Raw genomic sequence first — 2,599 nt, 5'->3', positions numbered from 1 at the left:
GTGGATCGCCTCGATGCGCTCGCGCACCAGGCGGAAGACGTTGCCGGCGAAGACGTCGTCGAGCTGCGGCTTGAGTTCAGTCTTCCACGACACGCGCACCGAATGATCCTGCACGCGGTGGAAGAGGGTGCGGCTGTCGCTCGCGTTGGCTGTCGTGGCGGTGACACCGAGCGCTTCGAAATGGGATTCGGCGTCGGCGAGCGCCAGGTCGAGGTGGTCGAGCAGCCATTGCCAGCGTTCGCGCACCGCAGTGATGGTGTCCAGCGCCGCTTGCCGTTGGTCGCCGATGAGCACGGCGTTGTCGAGGTTGGCGTCGCCGCGGTGCAGCGGCAGGTCGCCGGCGAGGAACTCGGCGAGGGCGTCGCACAGGGCCAGCTTGTTATCGATCGACAGTTCGATATTGATGCGCTCGACGCCGTCGCAATAGTCGCCCATGCGCGGCAGCGGAATGACGACGTCCTCGTTGAGCTTGAAGGCGTTGGTGTGGCGCGAGATGGCGGCGGTGCGCGCGCGGTCGAGCCAGAACTTCTTGCGCGTGTCGGCATCGACGGCGATGAAGCCTTCGGCCGAGCGTCGGTTGCACATCCGTACGACTTCCGACGCGGCGGCCATCACCGCCGCATCGTCGTGGCCGACCAGATCGCCGATCAGCACCATCTTTGGGCGCCCGGCTTTCTCGCCCTTGCGCTTGGCCTTGGCGGCGTAGCCGACGGCCTTCACGTAGCGCTCGTCGAGGTGTTCGAGGCCGGCGAGCAGCACGCCGGCGGCGTGGCCGGCACCGCCCGGCTTGAAGTAGTCGGTGATCTCGACGATCGCCGGCACGGCGTCGCGCACCTGCCCGTAGAACTCGAGACAGACGGTGCGCGTGTGCGGCGGCATCCTGTGCAGCACCCAGCGCGCGGCGACGATCAGGCCGTCGGTGCCTTCCTTCTGGATGCCCGGCAGGCCGGCGAGGAACTTGTCGGTGACGTCCTTGCCGAGGCCGGCCTTGCGGAAGGTGCTACCCGGAATCTCGAGTCTCTCGACCTCGCCGCGCAGTGTCTTGCCGTCCGATTCGAAACGCCGGATCTCGAAGCGGACCAGCGCCTGCTCGTGGATCTTGCCGAAGTTGTGGCCGATGCGCGTCACTTCCATGACGTAACCATCGACGTCGACCATCTTCCACCACGCCAGATTGTCGAGCGCCGTACCCCACAGCACGGCCTTCTTGCCGCCCGCGTTCATCGCAATATTGCCGCCGACGCACGAAGCGTTGGCCGAGGTCGGGTCGACGGCGAAGACGAAACCGGCGTTGCTGGCCGCTTCGGAAACCCGGTCGGTGACGACGCCGGCGCCGGTGCGGATCGTCGCGTAGGTCTCGTCGCAACCCGGCAGGCGCAGTTGCTCGACCGGGCCGATGTCGATCAGCTTCTCGGTGTTGATGACGACGGACATCGGCGTCAGCGGCACGGCGCTGCCGGTGTAACCGGTGCCGCCGCCGCGCGGGATGATCGTCAATCCGAGCTCGATGCAGCCGCGCACCAGCGGCGCGATCTCGTCCTCGGTGTCGGGATAGAGCACGACGAAGGGGTACTCGACGCGCCAGTCCGTCGCGTCGGTCACGTGCGTGACGCGCGCCAGCCCGTCGAAGGCGATGTTGTCGCGCCGCGTGTGACGCACAAGCGTCTTCAGTACCCGCTGGCGCAACTCGGCCGTCGTCGCGAAATGGCGCTCGAAGGCATCGACCGCCGCACCGGCCGCCTGGTACAGCCCGAGCACCGTGTCGTTGCCCTGCCGGCGCTTGTCGATCTCGTGCAGGCGGTGCCGCAGCGCGGCGATCAGCGCGTCGCGTCGCTCGCGATTGGCCAAGAGGTCGTCTTCCAGATACGGGTTGCGCTGCACGACCCAGATGTCGCCCAGCACTTCGTAAAGCATCCGCGCCGACCGCCCGGTGACGCGCTGACTGCGCAACTGGTCGAGGATCGCCCAGTTTTCCGCACCGAGCAGGCGAATGACGATCTCGCGGTCGGAAAACGAGGTGTAGTTGTAGGGGATTTCGCGCAGACGGGCGTTCATGGTGCTTCCGGGGCTTGCAAAGGCGGGATTTTAACTGATTGCCACGCTGCCACTCGGCGTCGCGCGGTTGCCGCGCTTGAGTCCTTCGCCCGTCGCACCCGGATTGCCGCCGGACCCGAACGGTGCCGCTGCGACCCGACCCTCCGGCGGCATGAGCCGCCGGCTGGCCGATCAATGACATTAACCTAGAATCCTCAGTCGAATTACGAAAAACCGCCCATCCTTCGATCATTCGACAGGCTCACGACTCAGGACGAGCGGTTATTTGAGCGCACCGATAGGGTGAAACCTCCGTTCGCCCTGAGCAGCCCGCACAGCGGGCGTGTCGAAGGGTGTTGCACGGTGCAACTGAGGTTTTAAGGATAAACATTGGGGACGCGCAGCAGCCGGACCAGCGCCGCCGTGCATCCCCGATTAGCTTGCTGGCGCTTACGGTCGGACGTTCTTGTCCTTTTCGTATTGCGGCGAACGCGGGCCGTAGAGAATGCCATTCGGCATCCCGGCGGCCAACAGGCGATAGCTGGTCACGCCGGCGACCTGGTGC

At 66.1% G+C, this 2,599-nt stretch carries 1 protein-coding gene; it reads right to left on the bottom strand.

The window, feature by feature from the left end; genetic code table 11:
* A partial coding sequence (locus KBA32_RS13820; RefSeq protein ID WP_294359883.1) for a DUF3683 domain-containing protein occupies positions 1 to 2,055 on the bottom strand: 2,055 nt, incomplete at its 3' end.
* Between the last annotated feature and the right edge of the window lie 544 nt (positions 2,056 to 2,599).

The sequence above is a fragment of the Propionivibrio sp. genome (assembly GCF_017995515.1).
In the GTDB taxonomy this organism is placed as follows: domain Bacteria; phylum Pseudomonadota; class Gammaproteobacteria; order Burkholderiales; family Rhodocyclaceae; genus Propionivibrio.
Note: the sequence above shows the minus strand (reverse complement) of the source record. Positions and strands in the feature narration are given on the sequence as shown.